Source organism: Hypericibacter adhaerens, from assembly GCF_008728835.1.
Classification (GTDB): domain Bacteria; phylum Pseudomonadota; class Alphaproteobacteria; order Dongiales; family Dongiaceae; genus Hypericibacter; species Hypericibacter adhaerens.
In genome coordinates this window covers 437,115-454,019 of record NZ_CP042582.1, presented here as the reverse complement: position 1 = coordinate 454,019, position 16,905 = coordinate 437,115, and the positions used below count along the sequence as shown (strand labels likewise).

Sequence of the window (16,905 nt, the reverse complement as noted above, 5' to 3'; positions counted from 1 at the left end):
CCAATGAAGGCCCAAAGAGTCCTGACCGCATTCGCGCTTGCCCTCTCGCTGGCCGGCTGGGGCTGCACCCAGACCGGCGGCGGGAGCTCGATTCCTTCGCTCGAGAGCTCGAGCCGGATGGAGGAGTCCGGCGACTGGAGCGCCCATCTGCCTTCCGTCTATCCGGGGCTGCTGGCCTGTCTCGAGGCCAACCCGTCCAAGCCCGCCTATGTCGGCGACGTGGCGACGCAGGATGACGGCACGCTCGCGGTCCACACCGTGGGCGCCGACGGCAGCGTCTTCAAATGCTCGGTCGCGGCCAATGGCGGCGATCCCAGCGCCAACGAGCCGGACGACGGGGCGGTGCTGAAGGGACCCTACTTCTATCCGGAAAACCATGTCGGGCCGGTGAGCGCCTGCACCAGCACCGACAAGGAACCGGTCTTCACCACCGGCAAGGACCTGGTGGGCTGGCTCGCCTGGCCCAGCTGCTGACGCTTCTGCCTAGGCGGTGACGGGCAGATAGCAGGTGACGGTCGTACCGGCGCCGGGCCGGCTTTCGATGGCGAGACGGCCGCCATTGATCTCGATCAGGCGCTTGGCATAGGCGAGCCCGAGTCCGAGCCCCGTGGTGCTGCGCGTGAGCGCCGGCTCCGCCTGCCAGAACGGCTCGAACACATGGTCGAGATCCTCGGCTTCGATGCCGACGCCGTTGTCCTGCACATGGATGGCGAGCTCGCGACCCCGGGGCTGTTCCACATGCACACGGATCGCGCCGCCGGCAGCGGTGAACTTGATCGCGTTCGACAGCAGCTGCACCAGGACCTGGCGGATGGCGGCCCCGTCGGTGACGACCGGCGGCAGCGGCTCGCCGATCTCCAGCCGGACCCGCAGGCCTTTGCTGGAAGCGCGCTGCTCGACAAGCCGGACGGCCCCCTGGACGATCTCCAGCACCGCGGTCGCGGCCGTTTCGGGCGTGTAGCTGCGCGCGTCGAGCTGGGCATAGGCGAGGATGGAATCGATATGGCCCAGCAGCATGCGCCCGGCGCCGTGGATCTCCCTCGCGTAGGAGGCCACCGTCTCGCTCGATGCCGCCGCCGGCATCGCCGCCAGAAGCTCGGAGAATCCCAGCACCGCGTTGAGCGGCGTGCGCAGCTCGTGGCTCATGTTGGAGAGGAACTCGGTCTTCGACTGACTGGCGGCCAGCGCCGCCTCGCGCTCCTCGGCATATTGCACATTGGCGATCTCGAGCCCCCGCGCCTGCCGTTCCAGCAGGACCGCCACCTCCTTCAGCTCGCGCTCGCGCCCGGCCAGGTTTGCCGCCATCTCGTTGAAGGCGGCGCCGATCCGGGCCATATCGTCCTCGCCGACCGCCGGGGCGCGGACAGGGGCGTCGCCGCGGCCGAGGGCCCGGATGCCGTCCGCGACCTGGCGCAGCGGCGCCAGGAAGCGCCGGGTCGACCAGAGCGAATAGCCGGCAGCGGCGGCGATCAGCAGGAGCGAGACCAGGATTCCATAGAGCGCATCGCGCCGGGCGCCGCTTTCGATCGCGTCCAGGGGCCAGAGCAGGCCGAGCCGCCATCCCAACTGCGGCAGCCGGCCTTGCACCATCAGGTAACGCGCCGTTTCGCCGCTCGCCGCGAGCTCGATCTCGGCCGGCTGTCGCATCGCCGGGTCGGCTTGCGCGAGGGCCGACGCGGCGACGCGCTGCTCATCGGGCGCCAGGCTCGAGCCCGCCAGCAAGGTCCCCTCGCTGTCGAGCAGCACGGCCTGGGAGCCGCTCCGCTCCGCCACCGTCACCTCGTTCAACAGGCTGGCGATCGGAATGGCGCCGCCCAGCGCGCCGACGACCGTGCCGAACGCGTCGCGAATCGGCAGCAGCGCCATCACGACCCGGCTCCCCGAGACGCGGCTGACAAGGATGTCGCTGAAGGCGTTCCCGCCCCGGGCGACCGCCGTGAAATAGGGCCGCCCCGCGATGTCGATGCGCTCGCCGCGCGTTCCCTGCGCGGTCCCGTCGAGATCGACGAGATAGAGGCCCTCGAAGAACCCGCCCAGCTGACCTTCATTGTCCGCGAGCTTGCCCATGTTGTTCAGGAGATCGCCCTGCGACACCGTCATGGACCGGGCGATGCCGGCAAGGATCAACTGGCGCTCGGCGAAGAAGCTTTCGAGGCGCCGCACGTCGAGGTCGATCTGGCGCTCCGCGTTCGCGCGGTAGACCGATTTCACCGTTGCCAGGGAGGAGACGTAGGAGAAGGCGACGATCGCCAGCGCCGCCAGGATCAGGGGCAGGACCACCGTCGCGGCATTGCGGAGGTAAAGACCGGCCGCGGGACTGCGCTGTCGCCGCCACCAGGCCGCCAGCTGCGGCGTCGGCAGCGGCCGCCGCACCGCCGGCCCCGCCCTCCCGTCGGAGGTCGGCGCCTGGCTGCCCGCTCCTGCTTCCATTCTCGACCCCGTTGCGGGGGGCCGGTCGCGCTCGCCCATCTTGCCGACTGTCCTGGCGTCCGCCCCGGGCCAGGCCAATCCCCCTCGTTTCTTTGTGAAAAATGGGGTCCTTAACCGCCAGCGGCAAGATCGGCGCCGCCGCCGGATCGGCACGATACCCGGACAGGGGTTGCAAAGCCCTGCGATTTCAATAAAAAGCGACTGGCGCTCCTGGCCGAGGGGACCGGACCGGTCCTTTCGGATGACCGGCACGGGTGGCGTCTGCGACAGCGCAACCCTCCCTGCCGCCCGCGCCATCTGGCTATAGTCGCACCCCTTCCATGGGTTCCGGGTTCCGGACCCGGCGACCGGCCGCGGGGCAGGGTACTGGCTTCCAAGCCATGACTTGCGGCATCAACCCCTCGGTGCGGCGATCTTCCGATGAAACGTCTGATCCTGGTGGCCGTGTTGATAGGGCTGGCGGCGCTCGCGGCGGCGGGCGGCTGGCGCTGGTGGCAGCAGCATCAATCGCGCCTCCCCGACTATATCGCCAGCGGCAATGGCCGGATCGAGGCCCAGGAAGTCCAGGTCGCGGCGAAATATAGCGGGCGCATCGCCGAGGTGCTGGTGCAGGAGGGCGATCTGGTCGCCGCCAACCAGGTGCTGGCCCGCATGGACACGACCGAGCTCGAGGCGAGCTTCGACAAGGCCGGCGCCGACGCGGCCCAGGCCGAGAAGGCCGTGGCCTCGGCCCAGGCGGTGATCACCCAGCGTCAGGCGGAACTGGCCTTCGCGAAGCAGCAATATGACCGGGCGGTGTCGCTCGCCAAGACCGGCGACATCTCGCGCGAGATCGTCGACCAGCGGCGCAGCCTGCTCGACGCGGCCCGGGCCGCCCTCGACGGCGCCCAGGCCCAGAGCGAGACCAGCCAGCGCGCGGTCGACTCCGCCAAGGCGGAGATGCGGCGGATCCAGGCCCAGCTCGACGATTCGGCGCTGAAGGCGCCCATCAACGGCCGGATCCAGCACCGCCTGGCGGAACCGGGCGAGGTGCTCGCGGCCGGCGGGCGCGTGCTGACGCTGCTCGATCTGACCGACGTCTATATGACGATCTTCCTGCCGACCGATCAGGTGGGGCGGGTCCGGATCGGCTCCTCGGCGCGCGTCGTTCTCGACGCCGTTCCGGAATATGTGATCCCGGCCAACATCTCCTTCATCGCCGCGGAGGCGCAGTTCACGCCGAAGCAGGTCGAGACCAAGGACGAGCGCGAGAAGCTGATGTTCCGCGTCAAGGTCCAGATCGATCCCTCGCTGCTGAAGGCCAACGAGGAGAAGGTCAAGACGGGGCTTCCAGGAGAGGCCTACGTCCTGCTGGCGCCGGACCAGCCTTGGCCGCCGAGCCTCGAGGTCAAGCTGCCGGAGTGAGTCCCGCGCCATGACCGCCGCCCCGCCCGACGCGATCAGGCTGGAAACGGTGACGCACCGTTATGGCAAGGTGCTGGCGCTCGACGGCCTGTCCGTGGCGCTGCCGGCGGGAAAAATGATCGCGATGATCGGGCCCGACGGCGTGGGCAAATCCACCCTGCTCGGCCTCGTCGCCGGCGCCCGGCGTCGTCAGCAGGGCCGCATCGAGGTGCTGGGCGGCGACATGGCCGATCCGCGCCACCGGATGCGTGCCTGCCCGCGCATCGCCTATATGCCGCAAGGTCTCGGCCGCAACCTCAACATGGATCTGAGCGTGCGGGAGAATCTCGAGTTCTTCAGCCGCCTGTTCGACCAGGGCCATGCCGAGCGCGTCCTTCGCATCGAGCAGCTTCTGCGCGCGACCGGCCTGACGCCGTTCGCCGCGCGGCCCGCCGGCAAGCTTTCCGGCGGCATGAAGCAGAAGCTCGGGCTTTGCTGCGCGCTGATCCACGATCCCGACCTCCTGATCCTGGACGAGCCCACCACCGGCGTCGATCCGCTGTCGCGCCGCCAGTTCTGGGAGCTGATCGACGAGATCCGGCGATCGCGGACGGGCCTCACGGTGCTGATCGCGACGGCCTATATGGACGAGGCCGAGCGGTTCGATCATCTCATCGCCATGAACGCCGGCCGGATCCTGGCCGAGGGAACGCCAGCGGAGGTCCGGCAGCGGACGGGCAGCGCCTCGCTGGAAGCCGCCTTCATCGCCCTGCTGCCGGAGGCGGCGCGGGCCGGCTACCGCCCGGTCGTCCTGAGGCCGCGCGAGCATGGAGATGGCGAGCCGGCGATCCTGGCCGAGGGGCTGACGCGCCGTTTCGGGGATTTCACCGCGGTCGACCGGGTCAGCTTCCGCATCGAGCGCGGCGAGATCTTCGGCTTCCTCGGCTCGAACGGCTGCGGCAAGACCACGACCATGAAGATGCTGACCGGGCTGCTGCCGCCGACGGCCGGCAGCGTGGAGCTCTTCGGCAAGGTGCCGCGTCCCGACGATCTCGCGACCCGCCGGCGTGTCGGCTACATGTCGCAATCCTTCTCGCTCTATGCCGAGCTCACGGTCCGGCAGAATCTCGAGCTGCATGCGCGGCTGTTCCAGGTCCCGGCCGGCAAGATGGCGCAATCGATCAAGCGCCTGTTCGACGAATTCGGGCTCGAAGACCATGCCGACGAGCTGGCCGAGCAATTGCCGCTGGGCGTGCGGCAGCGGCTGTCGCTGGCCGTGGCGGTGATCCATGAGCCGGAGCTCCTGATCCTGGACGAGCCCACCTCGGGCGTCGATCCGGTCGCCCGCGACAAGTTCTGGGAGCTCCTGATCGGGCTCTCGCGCGACCGCGGCGTCACGATCTTCATCTCGACCCATTTCATGAACGAGGCCGCGCGCTGCGACCGCATCTCGCTCATGCATGCGGGGCGCGTGCTCGAGACCGACACGCCCACCGGCCTCGTCGCCAAGGCCGGTAGCGACAGCCTGGAGGCCGCCTTCATCCACTATCTCCAGGACGCCGCAAAAGCGGACGCGGCGAAGGCCGGGCCGGCCGCGACGCCACCGGTCGCCGATCCCCCGCCCGCGATGCCCGCGCCGCCCGCCGCGGGGCGAGGCGGGCTGTCGCTGTTCAAGCCGCGCCGGCTGTTCGCCTATGCGCTCAGAGAAACCCTGGAGATCCTGCGCGATCCGGTCCGGCTGGCCGTGGCGCTCTTCGGCACGGCGCTGCTGATGCTGGTGTTCGGCTACGGCATCACCTTCGATGTCGAGAATCTGTCCTATGCGACGCTCGACCGCGACCGGACGCCGGAAAGCCGGACCTATCTCGAGAACTATGCCGGGTCGCGCTATTTCGACCAGAAGGCGCCGCTCGCCGACGATGCCGATCTCGATCGCCGGCTGAAGGACGGCGAGATCACGCTCGCGATCGAGATTCCGCCCGACTTCGGCAAGGACATCCTGCGCGACCAGACCGCCGACGTGGCCGTCTGGATCGACGGCGCCATGCCGTTCCGGGCCGAGACCATCCGCGGCTATGTCGAGGGGCTGCATCTGGGCTATCTGCAGAATCTCGGCCGCGAGAAGACGGGCGAGACGCCGTCGGTCACGCCCTACGATCTCGAGCCGCGCTACCGCTACAACCAGGACTTCCGCAGCGTCTACGCGATGGTGCCGGGCGTGGTGGCCCTGCTGCTGCTCTTCATCCCCGCCATCCTCATGGCGCTCGGGATTGTGCGCGAGAAGGAGCTGGGCTCGATCACCAATCTCTATGTCACGCCGGTGACGCGCCTCGAGTTCCTGGTCGGCAAGCAGGTGCCCTATGTGATCCTGGGCATGGCGAACTTCCTGCTGATGACGGCCATGGCCCTCATCGTGTTCGGCGTCCCCATCAAGGGGAGCTTCGCCACGCTCAGCCTCGGCGCCTTCCTCTACCTCCTGGCCTCGACCGCGCTGGGCCTGCTGATATCGGCCTTCACCCGCAGCCAGATCGCGGCGCTCTTCGCCACGGCGATCATCACCATGCTGCCCGCCGTGCAGTTCTCGGGCATGATGCAGCCGGTCTCCTCGCTGGAGGGCAACGCCGCCTTCCTGGGCACGATCTTCCCCACGACCTATTTCTTCCAGGTCAGCGTCGGCGTCTTCACCAAGGCGCTGTCCTTCCGCGACCTGGCGAGCCAGCTCGGCGCGCTGGCGCTCTTCTTCCCGATCCTGCTCATCCTGAGCGCGATCCTGTTGCCCAAGCAGGAGCGGTGATGCTGGCCTCCCTCCTCGCCATCTACAGGCTCGGCGTCAAGGAGCTCTACAGCCTGCGCCACGACCGGGTGATGGTGATCCTCATCATCTGGGCCTTCTCCCTCTCGGTCTATACGGCGGCGGAAGGCATCTCGCACGAGCTGCGCAACGCCTCGGTCGGCATCGTGGATCTGGACCGCTCGCAGCTTTCCCTGCGGTTCCGCGACGCGATGCTGCCGCCGCAGTTCCAGCCGCCGGCCATGATCCGGTTCGACGAGATCGATCCCGACATGGACAGCGGGCGCTACACCTTCGTCCTGGTGATCCCGGCGGATTTCGAATCCGACCTCCTGGCCGGGCGAAGGCCGGAGCTGCAGCTCGATATCGACGCCACCGCCATGATGCAGGCCGGCATCGGCGCCACCTACTTCTCGAACATCGTCGCCCAGGAGGTGACGAATTTCCTGCGGCAGGATGCGGGCAGCTCCGCGCAACCGGTCGAGCTCCACACCCGCATCGCCTTCAACCCGAACCTCGAGAGCGCCTGGTTCACCAGCGTCATGCAGCTGATCAACAGCATCACCATGCTCTCGGTCGTGCTCACCGGCGCCGCGCTGATCCGGGAGCGCGAGCACGGCACGATCGAGCATCTCCTGGTCATGCCGCTGACCTCGTTCGAGATCATGATGGCCAAGATCTGGTCCAACGCGCTGGTGATCGTGGTGGCGACGGCGGCCTCGCTCTGGCTGGTGGTGGAGAGATTGCTCGCGGTGCCGATCGAAGGCTCGATCCCGCTCTATCTGGCGGGCGTGGCTCTCTACCTCTTCTCCTCGACCGCGATCGGCATCTTCCTCGCGACCCTGGCGCGGTCCATGCCGCAGTTCGGCCTGCTCTTCATCCTGGTGATCCTGCCGATGAACCTGCTCTCGGGCGGCCAGACGCCGATCGAGAGCCAGCCCGAGGCGCTGCAGAAGATCATGCAGCTCGTGCCCTCGACGCATTTCGTGCGCTTTTCCCAGGCGATCCTCTATCGCGGCGCGGGGATCGACGCGGTCTGGCTGGATTTCGCCGCGACCGCGGTCGCCGGCATCGTGCTGCTGATCCTGGCGGGGCTCCGCTTCCGGCGCAGCATCGCCGCCCTGCAGGGGTGAGCGGGCGGGGCCGCGCGCCGCCCCTTGTCAGCGGCTGGCGACCGCCGGGGCTTTCGCCGGCCGCAGGCGCCGCCAGAGACCCTCGGCCGCCCCCACCAGGCCCTGGCGCAGCAGCACCACGAACAGGATCAGGATGATCCCCAGCCCGATGTCGCGCCAGTCGCCGAGCTCGCGCATGCCCTCGTCCGCCAGCATCAGCAGCAGCGCCCCCAGCACCGGGCCCCAGATGCGGCCGAGACCGCCCACCACCATCATCGACAGCAGCAGCAGGAGCTGCGAGATCGAGAAGACGGTGGGGCCCACCACGGCGAACTGCGCGGCGTAGAAGCCGCCGGCCAGGCCGGTGAAGAAGGCCGAGACCGCGAAGACCCAGAGCTGATACTTGAACCGGCTGATGCCGCGCGACATGGCATAGCCGGGATTGTCGCGCAGCGCCTGGAAGGCCAGGCCCAGGGGCCCTCGGATGATGAGGATCGACACCAGGATCGCGAGCGCCAGCAGCACCAGCCCCAGATAGTAGTGGGCGATGTACCATTTGGAGCCGAACAGCGCGCGGAAGCCCAGATCGCCGAAGCGGTTGATCCCGCGCACCCCGCCGAAGAGCGGCATGCAGCCCGAGGGCGGATTGGTGAAGCAGTCGGTATCGTTGACGATCAGGAGATAGAGCATCTGGGCGATGGCGAGCGTCAGGAGCGCGACATAGGGACCGCGCAGGCGCAGGCAGGCCAGCCCGATGATCACGCTGACGATGACGACCACGATGGCGGCCAGGATCATGGCGAGCGCCACCGGCACGCCGAAATAGTAGCCCAGCATGGCCGTGGTATAGGCGCCGACGGCGAAGAGTGCCATCTGGGCCAGCGAGAAGATCCCCGCCACGCCCAGCACCAGGTTCCATTGCGTCACGACGATGGCCCAGATGAAGAACAGCGTCGTCTGGGTGACGATGTAGCGCGTCGAGGTGAGGTAGGGCACGGTGGCGGCGAACGCCACCAGCAGCACGGTGACGAGGATGTCGCGCCTGAGCGGGGTCATGGTCACAGCCGCACCACCTGCTTGCGGCCGAAGAGCCCGTAGGGGCGCCAGATCAGCACCACGATCACCAGGAGCAGCAGCAGGGCGAAGCTGTACTGGACGCCGAGATTGTATTGCGCCGTGGCCTCCAGGAGGCCCAGCGCGATCGCCGCGATCACGGCGCCGGCCACATTGCCGAGCCCGGCCACGATGCAGATGATGAAGGCTTTGAGCATGGGATCGCCGCCCATGTTGGGCAGCAGCGAGGAGAGCGAGCTGACCATGATGCCCGAGATCGCGGCGAGCCCGCCCGACAAGGCCAGCACGATCGCGTAGATGCGGCCGACGCGGACGCCCATGAGCTGGGCCGCCTCGCGGTTCTGCGCGGTCGCCCGGATGGCCCGGCCCAGGCGCGAGCGTTTCAGCAGCAGGGCCATCGCGACCATCAGCGCCAGCGCCACCGCCAGGATCATCAGGTTCTGGTTCGGGATATGGACATGGCCGATCACGATATCGCCCGGCACCTGGAGCGATTGCGGCTGCGGCTGCGGGCCGAACAGCCGCAGGATCACGTTCTCGACCACCGCGCCGAAGCCGATGGTGGCGATGAAGACGCCGGTCTCGAACTGCGGCGAGCCCAGCAGGGGTGCCGCCGTGGTGACATAGATCAGGAGGCCGACCAGGCCGCAGATCGCGACCGCGGCCAGCACGCCGACGATGCCCGGGAAGCCCAGCGCGGTCATGGCGTAGAAGCAGATATAGCCGCCCAGCGCCAGGAGCGCGCCATGGGCCATGTTCAACATGTTGAGCGAGCCGTAGACCAGCGAGAGCCCGACGGTCGAGACCGCATACATGGCGCCCAGCGTGAGGCCCGAGGCGATGACCTGGATGACGACGTCCATGGCGGCTCAGCTCCCGAGATAGGTCGCGAGGATCTCGGGCCGGGCCATCAGCGCCGAACCCGCGCCCGACCAGACGAACTCGCCATGGTCGAGCAGATGGATATGGTCGGCCTTGTCGGCGACGCGGCTGGCATTCTCCTCGACCAGGAGGATGGTGCGCCCGGAGCGCCGGAGGGCGTCGATCACTTCGTAGATCTGGTCGATGATGATCGGCGCCAGCCCCAGCGACGGCTCGTCCAGGAGCATGACGCGCGCATCCGCCATCAGCCCGCGGCCGATCCCGACCATGCGCCGCTCGCCGCCCGAGAGCGTGCTGGCGACCTGGCTCCGGCGGTCCTTTAGCTTGGGCAGGAGCGCATAGACCTGCTCGAGGCGCTCGGCCATCTGCGACGCTGCGGCCGGCAGGTAGGCGCCCATCTGCAGGTTCTCGAGCACGGTCATCTCGGGGAACAGCAGATCGCCCTGGGGCACATGGACGATGCCGGCGGCGACGATCTGGTCGGGCCGGAGCCGGTCGATCCGCTTGCCTTCGAGCTCGATGCTGCCGCCGGTCAGGCGCAGCAAGCCCGAAATGGCGCGCAGCAGCGTCGATTTGCCGTGGCCGTTGGGGCCGACGATCGCCACCAGGCCGCCTTCGGCGATCGAGAGCGAAAGGCCGCGCAGCACATCCTGGCCGTGATAGCCGGCCGAGAGATTGTCGATCTTGAGGAGGGCCTCGGCCATGGCTCAGGCGCCCGCCTTGGCTTCGAGGAGCGAGCCCAGGCGCTTCGACGCGCCCTCGCCCAGATAGACGTCGATCACGGTGCGGTCGCGCACCAGGCCCTGCGGCGAGCCCTCATAGATGCGCTCGCCATGATGCAGGATCAGCACGCGGCTCGAGAGCTGCACCAGGAAGCGCATGACATGCTCGATCAGGACGATGGTGATGCCGCGCGCGCGCAAATCGCGCACCAGCCCCATCATCTGGTCGATCTCCTTGGGATTGAGCCCGCCGACCGGCTCGTCCATCAGCAGCAGCTTGGGCCGGGTGGCGATGGCGCCGGCCAGCATCAGGAGCTTGCGGTCGAGGACGGGCAGGCGGCCGGTGATCAGATGCTCGCGGCCCTTGAGCCCGACCATGGCGATGGCCGCATCGACCTCGGCCTCGACATCGCGGCCGATCGAGAGGCCCGGGATGCGCCGGTTGTCCCGGCCGAAATAGGCCGCGACCCGGACATTGTCGCGCAGGCTCAAGGAGTCGAAGCCGGCATTGAGCTGGAAGGTGCGGGCGACGCCCGCATGGCAGATCGCCTCGGGCGGAGCGTGGGTGATGTCCTGGCCGTTGAAGAGGATGGCGCCCCGGGTCGCGGGGTTGAGGCCCGAGATCACCTCGAACAGCGTGGTCTTGCCGGCGCCGTTGGGCCCGCCGATGCCGAGCACCTCGCCTTCCTGCACATCGAAGGAGAGGTCCTTCACGGCCATCAGCGCGCCGAACTGCTTGCTGACGTTACGCACCGAAAGGAGCGCGGTCGGTTCAGTGACTGCCATGTGATGTTGCTGCGGACGCCCCTCGGCCGGACTCGACCCTGCGGATCATCATAAGGCGCAACGGGTCCCCTCCCCAAGACGGGGAAAGGACCCGAAGCTTGACTGGACCGGTTGCCGCTACTTGATCCAGGGCGGCATCGCGAACTTGGCGGTCGCATAGGGCTCCGGCGCGATCAGGCCCGGTCCCTTGGTGTAGTCCTGGATCTGCAGGAACTGATGCGGCATGCCGAGCGAGGAGTCGTTCGTCTGCGTCGGATAGGTGTAGGCCGACTGCCCCTCCGGATCGAAGCGGGTGGTGCCGGTCACGCCGCGCCAGATGAGCGAACGCATCCGCGCCGCCACCTTGCGGTTCTGGGCATCGTTGCCGGGCTCGCCCGAGCCGCCGGCGAGAGCCGCCGCCGTGGCCCAGACCATGGCGCCATCATAGGACTGGGCGCCCGAATTGTGGCCCGCATTCGCGCCGAACTTCGCCTTGTAGCGCTTCTCGAAGGCGGTGCCGATCTCGTCCTGGAGGCAGCCGACGACGGTGGCATAGAGGATGCCGTTGGTGGCTTCCTTGCCGATCTCGCGGAAGGCCGGCACCGACGGGCCGTACTGCATATAGACCAGCGAGGGCGTCGGGTTCGGCGCGAACTGCACGCAGAACTGCGCCAGGTCGGCGGGTAGGAAATGCGTGATGCAGATGACCGAGGGCGGATCCTGGCGGATCTTGGCCAGGACCGGGCCCCATTCGGAAATCGGCACGTTCACCGTCTCGAACAGGCTGATCTCCCAGCCATAGTCTTTGGCCGTGTCCTTGACCGCGTTGGCGATGTTGGCCGCATAGACGCCGGCCGAGAGGATCACCGCCATCTTGTTGTTGGTGCGCTTGTACTGGCCGCTCTGCTCCAGGCCCTGGACGAACTTGAGGAAGCCCGGCCCGTACCAATATTCGGGCGGATCGCCCTGGAAGGAGCCGAAATAGCGGTCCGGATTGGACTTGATCAGGTTGTTGTGGCCGATCGTGGTGTCGTAGTGGACATAGATGATGCCGGCATCCGCGACCGGCTCCTGGATCGCGGCACCCGAACCGATATTGTAGCCGTTGAGGATGGCATGGACCGAATGCCGGTCGATCAGGCGCTGCACGGCCTGGACGTTGGTGGCATCGCCCATCTGCTTGGTGTCTTCGAAATAGGGCTCCACCGGGCGGCCGAGGATGCCGCCGGCCGCGTTGATCTCCTCGCAGGCGAGGGTCAGGCCGTTCTTGAACTCGATGCCGTCGGCGGCGGCGAAATCGGTCAAGGGCGCCGCCTGGCCCACGGGGATCGGATCGCCGTCGGCTTTGGCGCCGTCATTGAGGGCCGCCAGCAGAGCGGTCGAGCCGGCCGCGACCGCGGCGGTCTTGCCGAAGAAAGCGCGGCGCGACGGGATCGACGGGCCGGATTGGTGGTCGGTCTCGGTCTTCCTGGTCATTGGAATCAACTCCTCCCTAACAGCCGGTTTGCTTGAATATGATGGATCACTTGATGCGCGAGAGCGCCAGCGCCGCCTTGTCGATGGCGGCTTCCTGGTGCGGTTGCAGATCCTGCCAGCCCCAGCGCTCCATGATCTTGAGCCACGGGTCCTCGACCGCGGTGCGCGTGCCCGAGAGCTGCTCCATGACGGCAAGGCCGCAATAGGGCACGTTGGTGGCGGAATAGCCGCCCTCGTGCGACAGCACCAGCCGTCCGCCGCAGAGCTCGTCGGCGACCTCCATCAGCATCCGCGTCAGCTCGCGATAGCCGCCGCTATGGATCATCATGCGGCCCAGGGGGTCGGTGCCGCCGGCATCGAAGCCCGACGGGACCACGATGAGCTCGGGCTTGAAGCGCCTGAGCGCCGGGATCACCACCCGCTCGAAGGCCGCGACATAGGCGCCGACGCCCGAGCCCGGCGGCATCGGGATGTTGAGATTGTAGCCCTCGCCGGCGCCCGAACCGTTCTCCTCGACCGTGCCGCTGTCGATCGGGAAGAGCCGGTCCTGGTGAATCGAGATGGTGAGGGTGTTGGGGTCCTCGTAGAAGGCCTGCTGCGTGCCGTTGCCGTGATGGACGTCCCAGTCGACCGTGGCGACGCGGCCGAGCTTGTGGGTCTTGCGCGCCTTCATGATGGCGACCGCGACATTGCCGAAGATGCAGAAGCCGCGGCCCTTGTCGCGCTCCGCATGATGACCGGGTGGGCGCACCAGCGCATAGGCGTTGCGCAGCTTCCCCTTCAGCACCGCGTCGACCGCGGCGTAGGTGCCGCCGGCCGCGAGCAGCGCGATCTCGTAGCTGCCCTGGCCGAAGGGGGTGAGCTCGCCCGCATCGCCGCCGCGCTCGGCGCTCATGGCCTTGATGTTCGCGATGTAGTCCGGCGTGTGGAACAGCGCGATGTCGGCCTCGCTCACGGGCTCGGGCCTGATCGCGGTCAGCTTCTCCAGCAGCCCCGAGACCTCGAGCAGGTTGCGGAAGCGGCGCTTGGTCGCCGGGTTTTCCGAATGCTCGCCGGGCTCGATGGTGAGGCCCGGCTGGAACACGGAGGCATAGGTGCCCGTGTCATGCCAGAGATAGAGCTCGTGGAAGACCCATCCGGTCGTCATGGCCTGCCCAGCCTCCTTGTTCGGCTTCGCGATCCTGGGGCGCGGCGAAGACTGTGCGGCGACGCCTGGGCGCCGGTCACGCCCCGGACAGGTGGGGCGGCCCGATATTTTCGCCCACCCGAACGGGTGGGCGTTTCCTATCCCCTCCCCCGCATCGCGGGGGAGGGTTAGGGAGGGGGCTGCACCGGTCGCGCGGCAACGGTGAATACCGGTTTATGCATCCGCGCCGCGGAGAGAACGAGTCATCCCCCTCCCTGCCCTCCCCCAAAAATGGGGGAGGGGATAGAAAACAAACACCAAGCCCCTTGTTGCCTCGCCCTATTGCTCTCTTATCGAGATCAGCCCCAGGCGTTCGGCGGTCACGATGGCCTGGGAGCGGTTGTCGACGCCGAGCTTGCCGAAGATGTTCTTGAGGTGCCACTTCACCGTGTCCGGCGAGATGGCGAGGTGGCGCGAGAGCTGGTGATTGCTGAAGCCGTTGCAGAGCAGCTTCACCACCTCGAGCTCGCGCTGGCTGAGATGAAGGGCGGGATGATCGGGCCGCGGGCGGGCGGCACCGATGCGCTGGCTGGCGAAGGCGCCGGCGAGGCGGTCGAGATAATGGCGCACCGGTTCGAGCTCGCTGCCGACCAGATCGGCGGCGGCCCGGCCGGCGCATCGCCGCCGCAGCCGCTCGACGAGCTCGGCCACGGGCGCGCCCTCGTCGAGGAAGCTGCGCAGCAGGTTCTGCCGCCGCGCCTCGGCCATCGCCGGCAGGAGCACCCGTTCGGCGGCGTCGGGGGCGCCGCTCCTGAGCCGGGCGATCGCCATCAGCAGCCGCGCCTGGAGCAGCCGCCGGCCCCGTCCCTGCTGCGCGAGGCGCAGGGCCAGAGGCTCCAGCGACGCGACGGCCGCCGAGCCGCGCCCCTCCGCGATCCAGAGCCGTGCCAGGGCCAGCCGCTCGAAATCGGAGGAAGGAACCGGTGCCAGGGCCCGCGAGAACTGGCCGGTGTCGGGATCGAGGCCGAAATTCTGGATCGCGAGCCGGGCGCCCATCCGGTCGTCGCGGCTCAGCAGCAGCCGCACCCGCTCATGGAGCAGTCCCGCCCCCAGCCGTGTGTGACGCGCGCGCCGGCCATGGCGGCGCTCGCCGCGATCGAGGCTCGCCAGCGCCGCGTCGATGCGGCCCTGCGCCGCCTCCAGCCGGGCGCCCAGCATATGGGCCACGCTTTCATGCGCCATGAGGGCGCTTTCCTCGACGATGTCGCGATATTCGTCGAGCGAGCGCGCCGCCTCCTCGAGATTGTTCCATTCGTACTGCAGCTCGCCCTGGAACACCCCGACCAGGGCCGCCGCATAGGAGCCGGTGCCCAGCGCCTCGTCGGCGATGCCCCGCACCCGCTGGAACAGGCGCGAGGCCTCCTTGAGGTCGCCCGCGGCCTTCTCGGCCAGGCCCAGGATCAGATCGGAATAGACGATGCCGAAGAGCGACTGCGCCCGGACATGGCTGGCCCGCGCCGTCTGGCAGGCCGCGCGCGCGGCCTCCAGGTTGCCCAGCGAATATTCGCAATAGGCCAGGATGTTGTTGAGCGCGCCGATGAGGAAGGGCTGGTCCTCGGGCAGGTCGGGAATCCAGCGCCGCGCCAAGGCGCGGGCGCGGGCCGAGCGGTCGCTGGCGCTCACCGTCCCGCACATCAGCACGCGAAGCTCGCTCTGCCATTGCCGCCGGTCCGCGGCGCCGGGCAAGGATTGGGCAATGGCGCGCCGCGCGAGGCGGAGCGCCCGCGCCGCCTCGGTCGGCCGGTTGAACTGGAACTCCAGCCAGACCTGGCTCAGCAGCAGACGGGGCCGACGCTTGACGAGCTCCGGCGGCAGGCGACGCAGCCAGTCGTTGAGGCGGAGCACGTGGCTCTGCCGGATCAGGTCCATGGCGCAGGCCTCGACCTTGTCGGCCGCGGCCTCGCCCGCATCCGCCGCGATCAGGTGATGGATCGCGTCGGCGGTCTCGCCGGCCGCCTCGAGCCAGGCGGCGGCCTTGCGGTGCAGGCCCGCGATCGCCTCGGGCTGCCGGCGGCTCATCTGGTGGCACAGGAAGTCGCTGAAGAGATGGTGGTAGCGGAACCACTTCTCCTCGCTGTCGAGCGGCACCAGGAAGAGCCCCGCGCGCTCGATATGCTTGAGCCGGTCGCGGGCCTCGGCCGGCGTCAGCTCCGTAAGCTCGGCCGCCAGCTCCGCATTCATGCGCCGCAGAAAGGCCGTGCGCAGCATGAACTCCTGCAGCGCCCGCGGCTGGCGCGTGAAGACGTCGCTCGCCAGGAAGTCGGCGATATCACGATCGGTGCCGGAGAAGCTGTCGATGAAGGCGCTGCGCTCGATCCGGCGCTCGAGCGAGAGCGAGGCGAGCTGCAGGCCCGCGGCCCAGCCCTCGGTGCGGTGCTGCAGCACCACCAGATCGGCCGAGGAGAGCGCCAGCGCGCGCCGCGTGTTGAGGAACTCCTGGGTCTCGTCGAGATCGAAGCGCAGGTCGGTCTCGTGCAGCTCGGTCACCTGGCCGCGCACCTTGAGCCGGGCCGCCGCCAGCGGCAGGGCGCCGCGCCCGGCCAGCACGAAATGCACCGTGGGCGGCGCATAGGTGAGGAGGCTCTCGAGCGCCTGGAGCAGCGCCGGCTGGGTCAGCCAATGAACGTCGTCGAGCATGACGGTGAACCGGCCCTCGACGCGCGCCAGATCGTTGACGAGGCTGGCCAGCACGGGCGCTACCGGCAGGCCGGGGCTGGAGCGCAGCAGCGAGACGGCGCCCTTGCCCAGCTTCGGCTGGACCGCCTGGATCGCGGCGATCAGGTAGCAGAGGAAGCGGCCGATCTCGTCGTCATCCTCGTCGAGCGAGAGCCAGGCCACCGGCACCGCCTCGGCCTCGAGGCGGCGCGCCCATTGCAGCAGCAGCGTGGTCTTGCCGAACCCCGCCGGGGCCGCGATGGTGGTGAGCCGGCTGCCGCCGGCCTTGGCCAGGAGCGCATGCAGACGACGCCGGTCGACAGCCGCCGCGTTCAAGGGCGGCAGCCGGTATTTCGTCCCGATCAGATTGAGATCGGATTGCCACATGGTCGCGGCGGCCTTCGAGGCCGCATCCTCCCTTGCCTGAGT

At 68.6% G+C, this 16,905-nt stretch carries 12 protein-coding genes; 4 read left to right on the top strand and 8 right to left on the bottom strand.

The window, feature by feature from the left end; genetic code table 11:
- Positions 1 to 3 precede the first annotated feature (3 nt).
- Positions 4 to 474 (top strand): hypothetical protein, encoded by a 471-nt coding sequence (locus tag FRZ61_RS02015; protein ID WP_151114717.1) that lies wholly within the window; start codon positions 4 to 6, stop codon positions 472 to 474.
- Between the two features lie 9 nt (positions 475 to 483).
- On the opposite strand, the gene FRZ61_RS02010 is transcribed toward FRZ61_RS02015, so the two are convergent.
- The gene (locus FRZ61_RS02010) at positions 484 to 2,430 is read right to left on the bottom strand and encodes a sensor histidine kinase (RefSeq protein WP_191909257.1); all 1,947 of its coding nucleotides are present in this window, start codon (positions 2,428 to 2,430) and stop codon (positions 484 to 486) included.
- A gap of 420 nt (positions 2,431 to 2,850) precedes the next feature.
- Between FRZ61_RS02010 and FRZ61_RS02005 the strand changes: the two genes are divergently transcribed.
- The 3 genes from FRZ61_RS02005 to FRZ61_RS01995 are packed head-to-tail and all read left to right on the top strand — an operon-like array spanning position 2,851 to position 7,737.
- Positions 2,851 to 3,834: an HlyD family secretion protein gene (locus tag FRZ61_RS02005; protein ID WP_151114715.1), complete on the top strand. Its 984-nt coding sequence runs from the start codon at positions 2,851 to 2,853 to the stop codon at positions 3,832 to 3,834.
- Positions 3,835 to 3,844: 10 nt separating this feature from the next.
- Positions 3,845 to 6,607, top strand: coding sequence for a ribosome-associated ATPase/putative transporter RbbA (gene rbbA, locus FRZ61_RS02000; protein ID WP_151114714.1), 2,763 nt, complete (start codon positions 3,845 to 3,847; stop codon positions 6,605 to 6,607).
- Complete coding sequence (locus FRZ61_RS01995) at positions 6,607 to 7,737, top strand: ABC transporter permease (RefSeq protein ID WP_151114712.1); 1,131 nt, start codon at positions 6,607 to 6,609, stop codon at positions 7,735 to 7,737. Before rbbA ends, FRZ61_RS01995 begins: the two co-directional genes overlap by 1 nt.
- 27 nt (positions 7,738 to 7,764) lie before the next feature.
- On the opposite strand, the gene FRZ61_RS01990 is transcribed toward FRZ61_RS01995, so the two are convergent.
- The 7 genes from FRZ61_RS01990 to FRZ61_RS01960 form a co-directional block, all read right to left on the bottom strand.
- Positions 7,765 to 8,772 (bottom strand): branched-chain amino acid ABC transporter permease, encoded by a 1,008-nt coding sequence (locus FRZ61_RS01990; RefSeq protein WP_151114711.1) that lies wholly within the window; start codon positions 8,770 to 8,772, stop codon positions 7,765 to 7,767.
- Between the two features lie 2 nt (positions 8,773 to 8,774).
- Positions 8,775 to 9,653, bottom strand: coding sequence for a branched-chain amino acid ABC transporter permease (locus tag FRZ61_RS01985; protein ID WP_151114710.1), 879 nt, complete (start codon positions 9,651 to 9,653; stop codon positions 8,775 to 8,777).
- Positions 9,654 to 9,659: 6 nt separating this feature from the next.
- The gene (locus tag FRZ61_RS01980; RefSeq protein WP_151114709.1) at positions 9,660 to 10,376 is read right to left on the bottom strand and encodes an ABC transporter ATP-binding protein; all 717 of its coding nucleotides are present in this window, start codon (positions 10,374 to 10,376) and stop codon (positions 9,660 to 9,662) included.
- Positions 10,377 to 10,379: 3 nt separating this feature from the next.
- Positions 10,380 to 11,180, bottom strand: coding sequence for an ABC transporter ATP-binding protein (locus FRZ61_RS01975; protein ID WP_151114708.1), 801 nt, complete (start codon positions 11,178 to 11,180; stop codon positions 10,380 to 10,382).
- A 117-nt stretch (positions 11,181 to 11,297) separates the two neighbouring features.
- Positions 11,298 to 12,635: an ABC transporter substrate-binding protein gene (locus FRZ61_RS01970; RefSeq protein ID WP_151114707.1), complete on the bottom strand. Its 1,338-nt coding sequence runs from the start codon at positions 12,633 to 12,635 to the stop codon at positions 11,298 to 11,300.
- A 46-nt stretch (positions 12,636 to 12,681) separates the two neighbouring features.
- Entirely contained in the window at positions 12,682 to 13,782 is a 1,101-nt protein-coding gene (locus tag FRZ61_RS01965; RefSeq protein WP_151114706.1) for a class II histone deacetylase, read from the bottom strand.
- A 318-nt stretch (positions 13,783 to 14,100) separates the two neighbouring features.
- The gene (locus FRZ61_RS01960; protein WP_151114705.1) at positions 14,101 to 16,863 is read right to left on the bottom strand and encodes a LuxR C-terminal-related transcriptional regulator; all 2,763 of its coding nucleotides are present in this window, start codon (positions 16,861 to 16,863) and stop codon (positions 14,101 to 14,103) included.
- Positions 16,864 to 16,905: the final 42 nt, after the last annotated feature.